We start from the raw sequence: 16,286 nt of genomic DNA, 5'->3' as shown, positions 1-16,286 counted from the left end.
GCTCCGTTGGACATTTGCGCCAGTCTCAATGGCATGACACCTTGGGTAAAATTAAACTTTCAGAACCACCCATAAGGACAGCTACTGCCATGATGAACCTGATGCACTGGCGCCTGATGGTGGCCGTGGCGGACAACGGCAGCATCACCGCGGCCTCTGAGCGCGTGGGCATGACCCAGTCTGCCGCCAGCCAGGCGATGGCGGCCATCGAGGCCAACCTCGGTGCGCAATTGTTCACGCGTGAGGCCCGCCAAACCTTGCCTACGGCCCTGGGCTTGCAGGTGATCGAGCAGGCGCGGGTGATGTTGGGGGCGTTGCAGGCTATTCGCAGCACCGTGGATGAAGCACGCCCCATGTTGCGTGGGACGATTCGTATCGCCAGCTTTCCCATGGTGCTGGCAGCGTTCCTGGCGCCGCTGCTGCGGCGTTTCAATCAGCTGTATCCGGGTATTGAAGTGACCACCCTGGAGGTGACAGACAACGAGGTGAACACCTTGCTCGATGCCGGCCTGATCGACCTGGGCGTGGTGCTCAACCCCAAGCCCGAGCGCAATGCCACGCTGCTGGGGCGGGACAACTGGCTGGCGGTGCTGCCGGCCGGGCACGCCCTGGCCGCTCGCCCGGGCCGGGATTCGGTGACGTTTGAAGAGTTGCTGCAACAACCTTTTGTGCTGGCTACCGGCGGTTGCACGGCCAATGCCCGCAGCCTCAGCGCTGAAGTCGGTTTGGTCATCCAGGACATCCGGGTGGAAGTGCGTGAATGGAGCAGCGCCTTCAGCCTGGTACGTGAAGGAGTAGGCGTGACGCTGGTGCCGGAAATCACCCTCCCGGCGCAGCGCCAGGGCCTGTGCGTGATGCCCCTGAGCGTTCCGGTTTATCGCGAATTTGCCTTGGTCGGTTTAACCAGCCGTTCACCTTCCCCTGCGGTGAATGCCTTGTTGAAAATGCTCGCTGACTAGTGGCCTTGCATAGCGCCAACGCCTGACTATGCTCATCCAGAACCGTTGATGACGCATTGCATATAAAGCGTTTCGGATGGTTTTCCCCATAAAGGTCTGCAATCAAGATTCAAGCCGTGAATGGAATGCGCCCGCGTGGGCGACGGGAAAATAAAGGGTGATCCGACATGTTCAACCGCCAACACAAATCCGACCTGCTGGAAATCGAACGTTTCTCCTGCGCCCTCACCGAAGCCAAGGCCAAATTGGCCGCCATCAGCCGTTCCATGGCAATGATCGAGTTTGACCGCGACGGCATCGTGCTGGATGCCAATGAACACTTCTGCAAGACCATGGGCTACAGCGCCGAAGAAATTCGCGGCAAGCATCACCGGATTTTCTGCGAAGAGGCCTACACCCACACCGACGCCTACGCCAAGCTATGGCGCGACCTGGCGCGGGGCGAGCCCCTGAGTGGCACCTTCATGCGGCTGAATAAGCATGGCCAGGAAGTGTGGCTGGAGGCCAGCTACATGCCGGTGCTCGGTGCCGACAACCAGGTGAAAAGCGTGATCAAGGTCGCCTCGGACATCTCGGCGCGGATACACCGCGAGCATGAAAACCAGAGCCTGATCGACGCGATTGGCCGCTCCATGGCGGTGATCGAGTTCACCCCGCAAGGCCAGATCCTGAATGCCAACGACAACTTCCTGAAGACGGTGAAGTATTCCCTCAGTGAAATCGTCGGCCAGCACCACAGCCTGTTTTGTCATCGCGGTGAGACCGAGTCGCCGGCCTACAAAGCATTCTGGGCCTCGCTCAATCGCGGCGAATATCACTCTCACCGGTTTGAGCGCAAAGACAAATTCGGACAAACGCTGTTTCTGGAGGCTTCCTACAACCCGATCTTCGATGCCAACGGGCGCCTGTACAAAGTGGTGAAGTTCGCCAGTGATATCACCGACCAGGTCACCACCTTGCGCACCGCCGCCGACTCGGCCCACGCCACCTCGGTGCAGAACGACGCCTGTGCCCGCAAGGGTTCGCAAGTGGTGCAGCAGACCGTACAGATCATCGAAGAGATTTCCCGCGACCTGAACCAGGCGGCCATCAGCATTGATGCGGTGAGCAAGCAGTCGGACATCATCGGCAGCATCGTGCAGACCATTCGCGGCATCGCCGACCAGACCAACCTGCTGGCGCTGAACGCCGCGATCGAAGCGGCCCGGGCGGGTGAGCATGGGCGGGGGTTTGCGGTGGTGGCGGATGAAGTGCGCAGTTTGGCGGCGCGAACCAGCCAGGCGACGATCGAGATTGTGGACGTGGTGCGCAAAAACCACGACCTGTCGATCAGCGCGGTGTCGAGCATGCAGTCGAGCTTGAGTCGTACGGGGCTTGGGGTAGAGCTGGCGAATGAGGCGGGGCAGGTGATCCTGGAGATTCAGGAAGGGTCACGGCATGTGGTGGATGCGATCAGTCAGTTCAACTCCACGTTGCAACTGCAGTAACCGGTATTCATGACTGGCACATGACCTGTGGTGAGGGAGCTTGCTGTGGTGAGGGGGCTTTTGTGGTGAGGGAGCTTTTGTGGTGAGGGGGCTTGCTGTGGTGAGGGAGCTTGCTCCCGCTGGGCTGCGAAGCGGCCCCAAAATCCCGGGAGCGCTGCGCACTCCAGCGGGAGCAAGCTCCCTCACCACAGCAGCTCCCTCACCCCAGCAAGCTCCCTGACCACAGGGTTTGTATTGTCTGGGTTTAGATCGCAGCCAGGGTCTCTTTCACCGTCTGCGCCTGCGGGTCTGCGGTTTTCGCCGCTACTTGCTGCGTCTGCTGCTCTTTCAGGCGCTCTGCCACTTCCTTGGAAATAGCATCCTGTTTATCCGCAGGCAGGTTCTTCACATCGGCCTCGGTCAAACCCTGTTCCTTGAGCAGTTGCTCACGGATGCGCTCGGCCGGGCTCTTCTTCATGTAGTCGGTGAAATCACTGCGAGCCGACGAGGTGGAATCGGTCTTGGGCACATCGGTGGTCGACGTGGTCGCCGTAGTGGCCTGCAACTGCACGCGGGTCTTGGCAAAGGCCGCGTTGATGTTGTCGGCGGTGGCGTCGGCGGCTGCCTGGGTGGTGGTCACCCCCGCGGCGCCCTGCGCGTTTTGCGCGGCACCGCTGTACAGCGCGCTGGCGGCGGCGTTGGCCGGGTCCATGTCGGCGCGTTTGATGCGTTGGATCGTCGACTGAGCCTGGGGATTGTTGTTGATCAGCATGATCAGGACACCTGTGGATGTGAGCGGTGCCTCTGGTGGAGCAATTAGCGTGCCCAGTGGTATAGCCCCGTGTTTACGGGGCTTTTGGCCGCCACCGTCGGCAAACGTTGGCGTGCCGACGGCGATTGTTTGCCGCTAGTGGGCAATGTTTTCCAGCGCCAGGTTGCGGGTACGCGGGCCGAACCAACTGATGGTGATCATCACGATCAACATGCTGCTGGCAATAAACGCCAACACGCCCGGCGTGCCGAGGTGTTCGAGGATCACGCCAATCAGCAAACTGCTGAACACCGTTGACAAGCGGCTGAACGAATAGCAGAAACCTACCGCCCGGGCGCGGATGTTGGTGGGGAACAGCTCGCTCTGGTAGGAGTGGTAACTGAAGCTCAACCAGGCGTTACAAAACGTGATCATCACCCCGCAAATCACCAGCCCTACGGCGGTGGTTTGCAGCGCGAACAAGCTGCCGAAGATCACCGCGCCGAGCGCCGAGCCGACTATCTGCCATTTGTTTTCAAAACGGTTCGCCACCTTCACAAACAGCAGCGGCCCCAGCGGGTAGGCGAGGGTGATGATGAAGGCATAACCCAAACTGTGGGTCACGCTTACGCCCTGGCCCGAGAGCAGCGCCGGCAGCCAGTTGCCGAAGCCGAAAAAGCCGATGGCCTGGAACACATGAAACACAATCAGCATCAACGCCCGGCGCCGGTACGGCGGTTGCCAGATATCGGCAAACCGCCCTTGGCCCTGCACGCTGACGGCTTCTGGTTCCGGCTCATCCAGTGGCTTGCGGTGGTCCTTCTGGCAGCGTGCCTCCAGGCTGTGCATGATCTGCCCGGCCTCGTCGAATCGGCCTTTTTGCGCCAGCCAGCGCGGTGATTCCGGCAGGCGTTTGCGCAGTTGCCAGATAAACAGCGCAAACACCGCACTGCTCAACACCACCCAGCGCCAGCCCGAAATCCCGAACGGCGCCTGCGGCACCAGCCACCACGACATCAGCGCCACCGCCGGCACCGACAGGAACTGGATGAAAAACGCAAAGGCAAACGCCGAACTGCGCATGCGCTTGGGCACCAGTTCCGAGAGGTAGGCGTCGATGGTCACCAGCTCGATCCCAAGGCCAATGCCTACCAGAAAGCGCATGCAGATAATCCCCAAGGCTGAGGTCTGGATGCCCATCAGCACGGTGGCGACGGTGTACCAGATCAACGCAAAGGTGAAGATCGCCCGGCGCCCATAGCGGTCGGCAATCGGGCTGAGCAGGCTGGCGCCGAGGAACAGGCCGAGAAAGGTCGCCGAGGCAAAGGCTGCCTGGTCGGAGAAACCGAATACGCCTTGGCTACCGGTGTGAAAAATCCCGTCGCTGATCAAGCCGGGGCTGATGTAGGCGGTCTGGAACAGGTCGTACAGCTCGAAAAAACCGCCGATCGACAACAGGGCTACCAAACGCCAAATGGTGGCAACGGCGGGCAGGCGATCGATGCGTGCGCTGATGTGCGCGGCGCGAATTGGGTCGATGCCGTCTGCAGCAGAAAGTGAAGGCATGGGAGTAGTCCAGGGGCAGAGACCTGGAATCTTAGCCTGCTATCGGAAATCAGCGTTTGTGAAAATTGAGGATTTATCGGCACATCCGCTGATTTATTGCTGGGAGCTTGGTATTTCAGGGATTTATTGCGAGATGCAACGCACTTAGCTTTTATCGTCCTGGATATAGCGAATTGCGAAGCTGCCGATGAACTCGTGATCGGCGCCATCTACCTCGGCGACAAAATGGTAGATACCGGTGGCGAAGGTTCTTTCCCGGTCATAGGTCACTAGCTCAAGAACGCCGCTTTTCGCCCGACTCGATGTTCTGTGATCGCCGACCTGACGGAAATACGCCAACTGAGCAAAGGCAGTAGACGTGTCTTGCTGGACCGGGTGCTCGCCGGGAAGGAAGTTGCTGGAAAAGCTGATTTGAATGCCCCGAGACCTGTTGTCGTCGAGTAGCTCTCGACCATCAAGGTTGATGATTCTTGTGCCTGTCGGTGTTTCACGGTAGGTGACATGGGTGGTATCAATGGGGCCTTCATAGGCTTTGAGCGCCACCAGCCGGCCGTGGGGGGCGTGGTGGGTAAAGAGGTTGTCGGCGGTCATCGCGAACTCCTTGTCTGTCAGCGGAACAGGTGGAGTTTTATTTAGTGCTCTGCGGTTGTAGCTGTCTACTGTCACTTATGACAGTAGACAGCCACGGGTAGTGTGTTAAGGCGCTCAGTAAGTGATCGGGATCTCGAATGTTTGGAACGCGTCATCCACTGGTTGGTAACCCAGCACACGGGTGGTTTCGCTGAGGTCCAGGCGTTTGAAGCGGTTATTGGAAATGCCGTGGGCGATCAGGTATTTCACCCCGATGGTTTCCACCGAGCGTTGCAGCAGTTGCACGGCGTCGCGTGGACTGAGCCAGGCGCTGAGGTCGCGGGCGTTGTTCAGGTCGTGGGTTTCGGGGAATTCAAACGCACCAATGCGCAAGGCGATGGTGGAGAGCGGGGTTTTCGCCGCGTAAAAACCGCACAGGGCTTCGCCGTAGCATTTGCTCACGCCATACAGGTTGGCGGGCAATATCGGCATGCCGGGGGTGATCTGGCGGTCGACCGGGTAGCCTTCGATGGTCTGGGCGCTGCTGGCGAACACCAGGCGTTTTACCCCGGCGGCAACGGCGGCTTCGAACAGGTAGGTGGTAGCCAGGATGTTGTTGGGCAGTAACTCGTCGAAGGTCGCGCTGGCGTGGGGGATGCCCGAGAGGTGCACGATCACGTCAATGCCGTCGAGCAAGGCGGCGAGGCTGGTTTTGTCGCTCAGGTCGGCGTGCACGAAACGGTGTTCGCCGAGGGCGAAATCCGGCTCGATGCGGTCGGTGAGGGTGAAGCGGTAGCGGTCTTTCGAGGCTTCGAAAAACGTCTTGCCGATGCGGCCGCAGGCGCCGGTGAGTAGTACGTTGAGTCCGTTCATGGTGGAGTCCTTGTTTTTAGTTGTGCCCGTCGAGGGCGAAGGTTTGGAAGCCTGGGCGTTGGCTGAGGGTTGCGTAGTAGGCGCTGATCGCGGGGTACGGTGGATGCTCCATGGGCGTAATCCGCCAGCGGTGCACCGACAGGCCGATGAGGATGTCGGCCAGTGTGAAGGCGTTTCCGGCCACGTAGGCACCGGTTTTGACGAGTTGTTGTTCCAGCAGGCCCATCTTGTCGTTCCAGGCCTTTACCGCGACGGCAATGGCGTGCGCGTCCAGGTTGTCGGGGTTGTTGCGCACCAGCGCGGTGAAAGCATCACCCCAGGAGCGGTTGAGTTCGATGGCTTGCCAGTCTATCCATTGCTCGACTCTGGCCCGGGCTGCCGGCTCGACGGGCAGCAGGTCGTGGCGCTGGTGCAGGCCCACGAGGTAGCGGCAGATGGTGTTGGACTCCCACAGCACGCCGTTGTCGTCGATGAGTACCGGGACTTGGGCGTTGGGGTTCAGGGCCAGGAATTCGGGAGACTGGGTGGAGGCGAAGCCGATGCCCCAGTCTTCGCGGTCGTAGGAAATGCCCAGTTCCTGGCAGGTCCACAGCACTTTTCGCACGTTGATGGAGGAAGCTCGACCGAGGATTTTCAGCGAATGGCTCATGGTGCTTTCCTTGCGAGGGTGAGAAGGCAGGTGGGCAATTTAGCAGGGGCATGGGCCAACGACGACTAAAAATGTGGGAGCTGGCTTGCCTGCGATGCAGGCACCTCGGTGTATCAGGCATGCCGAGGTGATGCTATCGCAGGCAAGCCAGCTCCCACATGGGCCCTTAGCAGCGCGGTGATTCCTGGTCCATCAGCTTGCCCATCAGCAATACTCCCAACTCACTCAGTTGGTGAATCGCCAATGCCGTGTCGCGGTCTTTGCCGGTGAGTTCATCAGACAGGTCGAGCAATAACGTGCTGACCGAGGAAAACGTCTCGTAGCTGTTGGCGATCAGGCTTTCGCTGCTGACGTCAGTGCTGACGGTGAATAAGGACGGAGGATTTGGCGTTATTTTGAACATAGGCGGGATCTCTAACTGGGCCACCACCGAATCGCTACTAAACGAAAGGGTGGCGGCTGCACGCAGGTTAGTAGACCGGTAACCCCACACAAAACCCGGCGCGCCACAAGGGCGCCCTGCGCGCAGCCACCATCAAGCACAGACAGGTAAGTCCGACAGATGAAGCTTATGCACATTGTGTAGGGAAGCTCAGGCTACTAAACCCGATCACTGAGAAATTCAGCGACCGGGCAACCTTAGAGAGCCCTACCCAGGCGCACAAGCCGGCGGATTCTGACGTACCTGTAGGCAACGGAGCAAGGCGCTGCCATCAAGACCAGCCACTTCCTACAGCTACCGCCTAGGTACTCTCGCGCACCTTCAACTCAAACCCCATGTCCACCACCGGCCGGGCGATCTTGTTGCCGGCCATCACCGTCAACAGATGCTCCGCCGCACGCCGGCCAATGGCTTCACGCGGCGTACTGATGCTGCTTAAACGCGGCACCATGAACGAGGAAGAGGGCAGGTCGTTAAAGCCCAGCACCGAAATCTGCTCCGGCACCTTGATGCCATGGCGCAACGCTTCCAGCAGCGCGCCCTGGGCCAGGTCGTCGTTACCAAAGAAGATCGCGTCCACGTCCGGATGGCTGGCCAGCAACTGCAGGAACAACTCGCCACCCAGGCCCAGCGATGACGGCCGTGGCGTCAGCACTTCCAGCGCCGGGTCATATAGGCCGGCCTGTTGCAGGGCGCGCCTGAAGCCTTCCCCGCGCAACAGTGTGCGCTGGTCCAGTTGCGCGCCAATGTAGGCCAGGCGCTTGCGCCCCCGTGAGATCAAATGCGCCGCCGCTGTTTCCCCGGCGTTCAACTGCGAAAATCCTACGCAGTTAAGGCCGGCGCCCGGGTCCAGATCCATCATGTACACACACGGCACGTTGCTGGATTCGACCATGCGCCGGGCACTTTCCGTACGGTCAAACCCGGTCAGCAGCAAACCCCGAGGCTGGTAGGCCATGTAGTTGCGCAACAGGTCTTCTTCTTCATCGCGCGAATAGTGGGTGTTGCCGATCAGCACTTCAAAGCCCTTGGGCCGCAGCACCTGGTGGATGGCTTCCAGGGTTTCGATAAACAGCAGGTTGGACAGCGACGGCACCAACACCACCACCGACTGGCTCTGGGCCGACGCCAGGGCGCGGGCCGCCGGGTTGACCACGTAGCTCAGTTCGGCCGCCGCTTTTTGCACTTTTTCCACCAGTTCGGTGGCCACGGTGCTGATGCCGCGCAAGGCGCGGGAGGCGGTAATCGGGCTTACGCCGGCAAGGCGGGCGACTTCATTGAGGGTAGGGCGGCCCGTAGTGCGGGTATTTTTATCGTTCTTGGGGGTCATCAGGCGGCTTGCCAAACAAAAATCGAGGCACTAAGGTAGCGCTGTCTCCAAGACCCTGCAAATCCTTGAACGTTGGGATGCCTGTTCCGACTCAAGCCTTTTGGAGAGGATGCACGCGTCACTCCATAAAAATGACAAGACGGCGCGGGAAAAGCCTGTTTTTGCACTAGCCTTACAGCGTGCAAAGGTAGCGCTATCTGCGTCTTGAGGTGTTTCATGAGTCAACCTGTTACTGCCCTCGTGATCATGGGCGTTTCCGGCTGTGGCAAGTCCAGCGTCAGCGAGGCCCTGTGCCTGCTGAACGGCGCCACGGCCATTGAAGGCGACAGCTTTCACCCCGCCGCGAACATCGAGAAGATGAGTGCCGGCCATCCCCTTAACGACGACGACCGCGCCGGCTGGCTCGACATCCTGTGCGATGAACTGCGCCGTTCGCTCAAGGCCGGCGAGCATCCCGTGCTCACCTGCTCGGCCCTGAAAAAGAAATACCGCGACCACCTGCGCGAAGCCGCACCGGGCCTTGGGTTTGTATTCCTGGAACTGACCCGCGAAGTCGCCGCCGACCGTGTGTCCCATCGCCCCGGCCATTTCATGCCGGCCAGCCTGATCGACAGCCAGTTCGCCACCCTTGAATCGCCAGTGGGCGAGCCGCTGACCCTGGCCCTCAACGCCAGCGTCGACAGCGTCGAAGACCTGGCCGAGCAAACCAATGCCTGGTGGCTTGAACACGGTTTTGAACCAACCAAATAATTTTTTGCCGGACAAGATAGCGCTGTCCGCCTGCACTGAATTTTTTACCGGCTTTAATAACAACAACAAACAGGAGAGACCCCCATGTTTGGCTTGTCCCACGATACCTACCTGCTACTCGATGCAGTGGTGACCATCATCGGCCTGATCGTGTTGATCACCCGGTTCAAAGTCCACCCGTTCATTGCACTGATCATCGCCGCCGGCTTCCTCGGCCTGACCTCGGGCATGCCCGTGGACAAGATCATCAAGGCCTTCCAGGATGGCTTTGGCGGGGTGCTTGGCTTTGTCGGGATTATCCTGGCGCTGGGTACGATGCTCGGCAAGATGATGGCCGATTCCGGCGGTGCCGATCAGATCGCCCAAACCCTGGTGCGCGCCTTCGGCAAGGAGAGGGTGCAGTGGGCCATGATGTTCGCCGCGTTTTTGGTGGGCATCCCGCTGTTCTTCGAGATCGGTTTTGTACTGCTGATCCCGCTGGTGTTTATCGTCGCGCGTCGCACCGGCGTGTCGCTGATCAAGATCGGCATCCCGCTGTTGGCCGGCCTGTCGGCGGTGCACGGCCTGGTGCCACCGCACCCGGGCCCGTTGCTGGCGATCGGCGTGTTCGGTGCCGACATCGGCAAGACCATTCTCTACGGCCTGATCGTCGCGCTGCCTACAGCGATCATCGCCGGGCCGCTCTACGGTTCGTTCATTGCCAAGTACATCCCGGGCAACCCGTCCCAGGAACTGGTGGACCAACTGGCCCGTGAGCAGCCGGAGTCCAAGACCCTGCCGAGCTTCAGTGTCACCCTGATCACCGTGCTGCTGCCGGTGTTCCTGATGCTGCTCAAAACCTTCGCCGACGTCGCCCTGCCGGATGGCCACGCGATCCGCAACTGGATGGACATGATCGGCCACCCGATCACCGCGCTGCTGCTGGCGTTGCTGCTGTCGCTGTACACCTTCGGCCATCGCCAGGGCATCGGTTCCAAGCAGATCCTCAAATTGCTCGACGCGAGCCTTGCGCCAACCGCCGCGATCATCCTGATCATCGGTGCCGGTGGTGGTTTCAAGCAGATGCTGGTGACCAGCGGCGTGGGTGATGTGATCGGCCATATGGCGGTGACCGCGCAGATCAACCCGATCCTGCTGGCCTGGCTGGTCGCGGCGGTGATTCGCGTGGCCACCGGTTCCGCGACCGTGGCGACCATTACCGGTGCAGGCATTGTGGTGCCGGTGGTGGGGATGATTCCGGGGGTGAACCGCGAGTTGCTGGTGTTGGCGACGGGGGCGGGCTCGTTGGTGTTGTCTCACGTCAACGATGCTGGGTTCTGGCTGGTGAAGCAGTATTTCAATATGACCGTGGCTGAAACGTTCAAGACCTGGACCGCGATGGAGACCATTCTGTCGGTGGTGGCGTTGGGCTTTATCATGTTGCTGTCGCTGGTGGTCTAACAGGCACACCGCAAAACAAAATGTGTGTACCTGGTCAAATGTGGGAGCAGGCAAGCCAGCTCCCACACAAGCCAGCTCCCACATTGATTGGGTTCCTGCCGTTAGATCGGGTCAGGCGTCTGCTTTTTAACCAGCCCATCTGCCCGGAACATCGCCCGGATGCCGCGCACCGCCTGGCGAATCCGGTCCTGGTTTTCGATCAGCGCAAAGCGCACGTGGTCGTCGCCATACTCACCAAAGCCAATGCCCGGCGATACACACACCTTCGCCTCAAGCAGCAGCTTCTTGGCAAATTCCAGTGAACCCATCGCGGCATACGCCTCGGGAATCTTCGCCCAGACGTACATCGACGCCTTCGGGTTCTCAACCATCCAGCCCAGCTCATGCAGGCCTTTGACCAGCACGTTGCGACGCTGGCGGTACTGCTCGGCAATGTCTTTCACGCACTGCTGATCGCCTTCCAGCGCCGCAATCGCCGCGACTTGCAGCGGGGTGAAGGTGCCGTAGTCGTGGTAACTCTTGATGCGCGCCAGGGCGTTGACCAGTTCCGGGTTGCCGACCATGAAGCCAATGCGCCAGCCGGCCATGTTGTAGCTTTTGGACAGGGTGAAAAACTCCACCGCAATGTCCTTGGCGCCCGGCACTTGCATGATCGAGGGGGCTTTCCAGCCGTCGTAGACGATGTCGGCGTAGGCCAGGTCGTGCACCACCAGCACGTCGTACTGCTTGGCCAGGGCGATCACCCGCTCGAAGAAGTCCAGCTCCACGCACTGCGCGGTGGGGTTGGACGGGAAGCCGAGGATCATCATCTTCGGCTTGGGGATCGAGCCGCGAATGGCGCGTTCCAGTTCAGCGAAGAAATCCACGCCCGGAATCAGCGGCACCGAGCGCACCTGGGCGCCGGCAATCACGGCACCGTAGATGTGAATCGGGTAACTGGGGTTGGGCACCAGCACGGTATCGCCCTGGTCCAGGGTGGCCAGCATCAAATGCGCCAGGCCTTCCTTGGAACCGATGGTCACGATCGCTTCGGTTTCCGGGTCGATGTCCACTTCGTAGCGGTCTTTGTACCAGCGCGAAATCGCCCGGCGTAGCCGCGGAATGCCTTTGGAGGTGGAGTAACCGTGGGTGTCTTCACGCTGGGCGACGGTGACCATTTTTTCCACGATGTGCGGTGGCGTGGCGCCGTCCGGGTTACCCATGCTCAAGTCGATGATGTCTTCGCCGCGCCGACGCGCAGCCATCTTCAGCTCGGCAGTGATATTGAAAACGTAAGGGGGGAGTCGATCTATGCGCGCAAAGCGGCGCGGCGAACTGGGTTCGGCCATGGTTGCCTCGAAATACGTAAGCGCCCGGAACCGTCCGAGCGACGTCGGCCACTGTGGTGGCCTGCGGGGCAGACAATACGGTCGATGATGGCCAATTGTCCAGATGCTGCTGCAAAAATTTCTGCTTGGAGTACGGCGGGGATATGCCCCTATACTCGACGCGGGTTTGTTCCCTCATAAGAAGGAGACTGTTCAGATGGATCAGCAGACAAAACTGCCGTTACAGCCACGCATGGAAGAGGGCAAGGCCCTGGTGATCGCGGGGGTGCACGGGCGTTATTCGAAGGCCACGCTGGGGGATATTCCCAAGTTGTGGGAGTTGTTCGACAGCTGCGTCAAAGAAATCAAAAAGCGTGTAGGCGGTGTGACCTACGGCGTGTGCTACAACGCCAAACACGATGAATTCGACTACCTGGCGGGCGTTGAAGTACCGGCCAAGGGCGATGTGCCGAGCAACTTCCAGTCGATTGAAATCCCGGCCCATCGTTATGCGGTGTTCCCGCACTACGGCCCGGTGCAGGCGCTGGCGCAGACCTATGAACGCATCATGTTCGAGTGGCTGCCGGGCTCCGGGTACAAGGTAGTCGGGGCTGATTTTGAGCGCTACAGCGCCGACTTCAATGTGGGCAGAGGCACGGGTTCAGTCGAAATCTGGATCCCGATCGAAGCCGAATCCGCCTGACCGCACCACTGGCAGGAGCGAGCGCGTTCGCTCCTGCAACAGCCGTTCAATGCCGCGTATTCGTTAGTCCTTATCAAATGCCCACGCCAACCGGCGCTCATACCCGATCCGCCCCTTATACGCCTCCCCGCTGTCCACCCAGCCCTGCTGCAAATACAGCCCCATCGCCGCTACATTGCCCGTATCCACAGACAGTTCCAGCGCCTTGATCTGCGGCCAAACCAGGCGCGCGGCGGCGGGGAGGGCTTGCAGGCAGGCTTTGCCAAACCCCAGGCCTTGTTGATGGCGATCGACTTGCAACGCATGCAGCGTGGCGCTGTGTTCATCCGCCCAATGGGGAAGGCACGGCGGGCGTTTCAGGAGCAGGAAGGCCACGGGAATTTCGTCGGCCAGCAGCGCAAACCCCGCCACGCCGGGGTTTGGATTGACCAACAGGGTATTCAGCGCACAGTAGATATCGCCGCAAAACGCCAGTTGTTCGGGATGCACTTCAAGGGCGTTGAGTTGCTGTTGTTGCAGGGCAGTCAACGTCTGATAGGCGACGAGGCGGGTTTCCATCGGCGTAGCATCCGAAATCCTACAAAGAAGCGCGGATTCTAGCGGGTTTGCACTATTCGCAATTATTTTTCGGGGGGCTGTCGGTTACCAGCGCACCCACGGCCAATGGCACCACGATGTTCGAGCTGGAACCCTGGTCGCCGGGGACTATAGTTGAGTGTCCGAAAACGGAGAATTCGATGAAACACCTCTGCCTGATCTCTAGCAACGAACAGGTGCTGCATGATTCGCCCGACAGCCCCAAGGCCCAGTAATGTTTGGCCTATGCCGAGCCCGTGATGGCCTGCGGCGGATGCTCGCGGCCGAAACCAAGGAGCAGCTCGCTGGGTTTTACTGATCGAGGCCAAGGACTTGAACGAAGCGATCCAGGTGGCCGTGGCATTTCGGCCGCCCGGGTCGGCAGTGTGGAAGTACGCCCGTGCGTGAATTGAATCTCTGATCACAACAATAAAATCCTGGAGGTTTACCCATGACTCATCAACCCAAACCCGCCGAATTTGAATTGTCCATCAGCCGCTTGATCGACGCCCCTCGCCGTCGCGTGTTCCGCGCCTGGACCGAGCCGGCTTTATTGCAGCAATGGTGGGGCCCACACGGCATGACCACCCCCGAGTGCGAAATGGACCTGTGGGTAGGTGGGCAGTTTCGTACGCTGATGCGCGCGCCCGATGGCAGCGAATACCCGACGCAAGGTGTATTCCTCGAAATCACCGCCCCCAGCCGGCTGGTGTTTACCGACGCGTTCACCCCCGGCTGGATTCCTTCGGGCCAGCCGTTCATTACCGCCCAAGTCACCTTTGAAGATGTCGACGGCAAGACCCTCTACACCGCCCGCGCCATGCACTGGAGCGCCGAAACCAAGCAGGCGCACGAAGCCATGGGCTTTCACGAAGGCTGGGGCCAAAGCCTCGACCGGTTGGTGACGCTGGTGACCGAAGGCATGCGCGATTGACGGTGCAGGCCGGGTTGAAGCGCTTTATCGAGCGGCGCCTGGCCGAACTCAAATAGCCCGTGAGACTGGAATGCGGTCCACTGTGGGAGCTGGCTTGCCTGCGATAGCGGTGTATGAGCAACAGATGCATGGCTGATACACCGCTATCGCTGGCAAGCCAGCTCCTACATTGGATTTGTGTTGTCTGCCTTGGCTTCTTACGGTTGTTGACGCGTCGCCGCCAGCACGATTTCGCGAATGCATACGTGCTGTGGTTGCTGGTAGGCATAGGCAATCGCCGAGGCCACGTCATCGGCACTCAGCACCGTGCCGCCCATGTCCTGTTTCCACGCCTGGTAGCCGGTCTTGATGGCTTCATCGGTGGTGTGGCTCAACAGCTCGGTTTCCACCGCGCCCGGGGCAATGGTGACTACGCGCACATTGTGCGGCGACAACTCTTCCCGCAGGTTTTCCGAAATCCCATGCACCGCAAACTTGGTGCCCACATACGCAACGTGGTTGGGGAAGGTCTTGCGCCCGGCCACCGAGCTGACGTTGATGATGGTGCCGCCCTTGCGCTCGACCATGCTGCCGGCCACCGCATGAATGCCGTTGAGCAGGCCTTTCACGTTGACGTCGAGCATCTGCTCCCATTGCGCCGGGTCCTGTTCGCTGACCGCGCCCAGCAGCATCACGCCGGCATTGTTGATCAGCGCATCGGCCGGGCCGAATCGGGCCTCGGCTTCTTTCACCGCCGCTACCAGGGCGGCGCGGTCGGTGATGTCGACACCGCGATTCAAGGTGTTCGGCAGGTCCAGGGCGTTGAGCCGGTCGATGCGGCGGGCCAACAGCAACAGCGGGTGGCCGGCGGCCGACAGCAAGCGTGCAGTGGCCTCGCCAATGCCCGAACTGGCGCCGGTGATGATGATCAATGGCTTGCTCATGGTGAAACTCCTGAGATAAGAAAAACAAATAACTAAACCTGGGTCGCAGTATATTTAGCCCTTGAATGGCTGAAAAATGCCTTATTCCTCTGTCTGTCATCGGTATTAACTATGGATGTGCGTCATCTCAAGGCGTTTCTTGCGGTGTTTGAAGAGCGCAATATCACCGCCGCCGCGCAGCGCCTGTTCGTCAGCCAGCCGACGTTGTCGGTGACCATCAAGCAACTGGAAGAAGAGTTGGGTGTGGCGCTGTTTTTGCGTCAGCCCCGTGGGGTTGAGGTGAGCGATGAAGCGCGGGTGCTGTATCCACAAGCGCGGCGCATGGTGGCTGAGGCCGATGCGTTGAGCCGGCTGTTTCGCGGGCGCGAAAACCGCATCGCGCTGGAGCTGGGCGTGGAGGGCGATATTGCCGACAGCCAGATCGAAACCTTCCTGCGCATGGCGCACCAAGGCCTGCCCGGTTTGCTGCTGACCTTGCAGGAAGGTTGCGAAGGCGAGGGGCGCCTGGCCGTTGAGGAAATGTGCTGTGAGGACGAATTGTTCCTGCCGCTTTGGGAAGAGTCCTACGTGATGGCACTGCCGATTGCGCACCCGATGGCAGTCGGTGGCAAAGAACAGGCGTGGGCGCCGATCGAAGACTGGATCACTTGCCCGCAGCATGATTCCCACCAGCGGCTGATGGCTTTGTACGGTCGCTCGCCCCAAGCGGTGGCCGGGCATGCCGGTTCGTTGACCCAGGCCTTGCACATGGTGGCCTCGGGTGTGGGCGTGGCGATGTTGCCGCAGTCACTGGCGGCAGAGCGGGCCGGGGTGGTGATTCGGCCCTGGCATTTGCCGGCCCCGACGCGCCGGGTGGGCTTGTGCTTTGCCGCGCAGGCGCTGGAATTGCCAGCGTTGCGGGCGCTGCATGAGTACTTCCAGAACAACCGCCCGCCGCAAATTCAATGTGGGAGCTGGCTTGCCTGCGATAGCGGTGGTGACTGACACACCGCTATCGCAGGCAAGCCAGCTCCTACATTGGGTCTTCATTGTTCCGCATATTGTGTT

Annotated in this window: 17 protein-coding genes and 2 pseudogenes; 9 read left to right on the top strand and 10 right to left on the bottom strand. The window is 60.3% G+C overall.

The window, feature by feature from the left end; genetic code table 11:
* Positions 1-89: 89 nt before the first annotated feature.
* From RGV33_RS25575 to RGV33_RS34355, 3 genes and pseudogenes are all read left to right on the top strand, one after another.
* A complete protein-coding gene (locus RGV33_RS25575; RefSeq protein ID WP_322147028.1) occupies positions 90-959 on the top strand; it encodes a LysR family transcriptional regulator in 870 nt (289 codons plus the stop codon).
* Positions 960-1,126: 167 nt separating this feature from the next.
* A pseudogene (locus RGV33_RS34360) lies at positions 1,127-1,855 on the top strand (PAS domain-containing protein); the annotation flags it as partial.
* An 18-nt stretch (positions 1,856-1,873) separates the two neighbouring features.
* Entirely contained in the window at positions 1,874-2,446 is a 573-nt protein-coding gene (locus RGV33_RS34355; protein WP_416152138.1) for a methyl-accepting chemotaxis protein, read from the top strand.
* 244 nt (positions 2,447-2,690) lie between these two features.
* Here the strand turns inward: RGV33_RS34355 and RGV33_RS25565 are convergent, their stop codons facing one another.
* The 7 genes from RGV33_RS25565 to RGV33_RS25535 form a co-directional block, all read right to left on the bottom strand.
* Positions 2,691-3,197, bottom strand: a complete 507-nt coding sequence (locus RGV33_RS25565) for a hypothetical protein (RefSeq protein WP_322147026.1) — start codon at positions 3,195-3,197, stop codon at positions 2,691-2,693.
* A 135-nt stretch (positions 3,198-3,332) separates the two neighbouring features.
* The gene (locus RGV33_RS25560) at positions 3,333-4,742 is read right to left on the bottom strand and encodes an MFS transporter (RefSeq protein WP_322147025.1); all 1,410 of its coding nucleotides are present in this window, start codon (positions 4,740-4,742) and stop codon (positions 3,333-3,335) included.
* Positions 4,743-4,886: 144 nt separating this feature from the next.
* Positions 4,887-5,333, bottom strand: a complete 447-nt coding sequence (locus tag RGV33_RS25555; RefSeq protein WP_322147024.1) for a hypothetical protein — start codon at positions 5,331-5,333, stop codon at positions 4,887-4,889.
* Between the two features lie 114 nt (positions 5,334-5,447).
* Entirely contained in the window at positions 5,448-6,185 is a 738-nt protein-coding gene (locus RGV33_RS25550) for an NAD(P)-dependent oxidoreductase (protein ID WP_322147023.1), read from the bottom strand.
* A gap of 16 nt (positions 6,186-6,201) precedes the next feature.
* Entirely contained in the window at positions 6,202-6,834 is a 633-nt protein-coding gene (locus RGV33_RS25545) for a glutathione S-transferase family protein (protein ID WP_322147022.1), read from the bottom strand.
* 166 nt (positions 6,835-7,000) lie between these two features.
* Positions 7,001-7,237, bottom strand: coding sequence for a DUF6124 family protein (locus RGV33_RS25540; RefSeq protein ID WP_322147021.1), 237 nt, complete (start codon positions 7,235-7,237; stop codon positions 7,001-7,003).
* Between the two features lie 340 nt (positions 7,238-7,577).
* Complete coding sequence (locus tag RGV33_RS25535) at positions 7,578-8,609, bottom strand: LacI family DNA-binding transcriptional regulator (protein ID WP_167665540.1); 1,032 nt, start codon at positions 8,607-8,609, stop codon at positions 7,578-7,580.
* Between the two features lie 213 nt (positions 8,610-8,822).
* Here RGV33_RS25535 and RGV33_RS25530 point away from each other — a divergent pair, with 213 nt between their 5' ends.
* Complete coding sequence (locus RGV33_RS25530) at positions 8,823-9,356, top strand: gluconokinase (RefSeq protein ID WP_322147020.1); 534 nt, start codon at positions 8,823-8,825, stop codon at positions 9,354-9,356.
* Positions 9,357-9,440: 84 nt separating this feature from the next.
* On the top strand, positions 9,441-10,796 hold the full coding sequence (locus tag RGV33_RS25525; protein WP_322147019.1) for a GntP family permease: 1,356 nt from the start codon (positions 9,441-9,443) through the stop codon (positions 10,794-10,796).
* 101 nt (positions 10,797-10,897) lie between these two features.
* Here the strand turns inward: RGV33_RS25525 and alaC are convergent, their stop codons facing one another.
* Positions 10,898-12,124 (bottom strand): alanine transaminase, encoded by a 1,227-nt coding sequence (gene alaC / locus RGV33_RS25520; RefSeq protein ID WP_177078647.1) that lies wholly within the window; start codon positions 12,122-12,124, stop codon positions 10,898-10,900.
* Positions 12,125-12,320: 196 nt separating this feature from the next.
* Between alaC and RGV33_RS25515 the strand changes: the two genes are divergently transcribed.
* Positions 12,321-12,806 (top strand): GyrI-like domain-containing protein, encoded by a 486-nt coding sequence (locus RGV33_RS25515; RefSeq protein WP_322147018.1) that lies wholly within the window; start codon positions 12,321-12,323, stop codon positions 12,804-12,806.
* Positions 12,807-12,869: 63 nt separating this feature from the next.
* Here the strand turns inward: RGV33_RS25515 and RGV33_RS25510 are convergent, their stop codons facing one another.
* Positions 12,870-13,364: a GNAT family N-acetyltransferase gene (locus RGV33_RS25510; protein WP_322147017.1), complete on the bottom strand. Its 495-nt coding sequence runs from the start codon at positions 13,362-13,364 to the stop codon at positions 12,870-12,872.
* Positions 13,365-13,543: 179 nt separating this feature from the next.
* On the opposite strand from RGV33_RS25510, the pseudogene RGV33_RS25505 reads away from it, so the two are divergent.
* Together RGV33_RS25505 and RGV33_RS25500 are read left to right on the top strand one after the other, a co-directional pair.
* A pseudogene (locus tag RGV33_RS25505) lies at positions 13,544-13,795 on the top strand (YciI family protein).
* A 38-nt stretch (positions 13,796-13,833) separates the two neighbouring features.
* Complete coding sequence (locus RGV33_RS25500; protein ID WP_322147016.1) at positions 13,834-14,316, top strand: SRPBCC family protein; 483 nt, start codon at positions 13,834-13,836, stop codon at positions 14,314-14,316.
* A gap of 197 nt (positions 14,317-14,513) precedes the next feature.
* On the opposite strand, the gene RGV33_RS25495 is transcribed toward RGV33_RS25500, so the two are convergent.
* Positions 14,514-15,239, bottom strand: a complete 726-nt coding sequence (locus RGV33_RS25495; RefSeq protein WP_322147015.1) for an SDR family oxidoreductase — start codon at positions 15,237-15,239, stop codon at positions 14,514-14,516.
* 111 nt (positions 15,240-15,350) lie between these two features.
* Here RGV33_RS25495 and RGV33_RS25490 point away from each other — a divergent pair, with 111 nt between their 5' ends.
* Positions 15,351-16,223: a LysR family transcriptional regulator gene (locus RGV33_RS25490; protein ID WP_322147014.1), complete on the top strand. Its 873-nt coding sequence runs from the start codon at positions 15,351-15,353 to the stop codon at positions 16,221-16,223.
* The last annotated feature ends 63 nt before the right edge of the window (positions 16,224-16,286 follow it).

This window comes from Pseudomonas sp. Bout1 (assembly GCF_034314165.1).
GTDB lineage: Bacteria > Pseudomonadota > Gammaproteobacteria > Pseudomonadales > Pseudomonadaceae > Aquipseudomonas.
Note: the sequence above shows the minus strand (reverse complement) of the source record. Positions and strands in the feature narration are given on the sequence as shown.